Annotated in this window: 1 protein-coding gene; it reads left to right on the top strand. The window is 69.6% G+C overall.

The features are described from left to right. Window positions 1–127: 127 nt before the first annotated feature. Window positions 128–1,115 (top strand): IS481 family transposase (locus tag FLX07_RS35815; protein ID WP_142576412.1); only part of this gene is annotated, 988 nt, incomplete at its 3' end.

Below are 1,115 nucleotides of genomic sequence, written 5' to 3'. Positions count from 1 at the left end.
TGTTCTGACCATGGACGTTGGTGACAGCGGTGGAGGATCGGCGACACGCTGTCGATGACCTTGAAAAGGGTGAGGGCCTTCTGGCGTGGTGTGAGTCGACCAAGATTCACATCGCCCGGAGGCCCTCATGCCCCACCGTAATGCCCCGCTGACCGAAACCGGCAGACTCCGGCTCGCGCGTTGCATCGTCGAGGACGGCTGGAGCATTCGCCGCGCGGCCGAACGCTTCCAGGTCTCCCACACCACCGCCGCCCGCTGGGCCCGCCGCTATCGACAGCTGGGCCCAGCCGGCATGGCCGACCGGTCGTCCCGGCCGCGCCGCAGCCCGGCCCGTACCGCCCAGCGAACCGAACGGCGCATCTGCAAGCTCCGCGTCACCCATCGGCTCGGACCCGCCCGAATCGCCGCCCGCTTGGGCCTGGCCCCCTCCACCGTGCACCGGGTACTGGTCCGCTACGGCATGCCACCCCTGACCCACCTGGACCGGGCCACCGGTGCACCCGTCCGCCGCTACGAGCGTGACCGCCCGGGCGAACTGGTCCACATCGACGTCAAGAAGCTGGGCAACATCCCCGACGGTGGCGGCCACCGCGTCCTGGGCCGCGCCGCCGGCCGGCGCAACCGCCAGGCCACCCCCACCACCTCACGCAACGCCCACGGCAACCCCCGCCTGGGCCACGGCTTCCTGCACACGGCACTGGACGACCACACCCGCCTGGCCTACACCGAGATCCTGGCCGATGAGACCAAGGAAACCGCCACCGCATTCCTCCTGCGCGCCCAGACCTGGTTCGCGGCCCGCACCATCGTCATCGAACGCGTACTGACCGATAACGGCAGCTGTTACCGCTCCCGACTATGGGGCGAAACCTGCGCCCAGCTGGGCATCACCCACAAGCGGACCCGCCCCTACCGGCCCCAGACCAACGGCAAGGTCGAACGCTTCCACCGCACCCTGGCCGACGAATGGGCCTACGCCCGCCCGTACGCCTCAGAAGCCGAACGCCGCGCCGCCCTTGACCCCTGGCTACACATGTACAACCATCACCGCGGACACACCGCGCTGAAAGGCCAGCCACCCATCAGCCGCGTCACCAACCTCCCAGGGCAGTACA

Source organism: Microbispora bryophytorum (genome assembly GCF_006874465.1).
Classification (GTDB): Bacteria; Actinomycetota; Actinomycetes; order Streptosporangiales; family Streptosporangiaceae; genus Microbispora; species Microbispora bryophytorum.
Note: the sequence above shows the minus strand (reverse complement) of the source record. Positions and strands in the feature narration are given on the sequence as shown.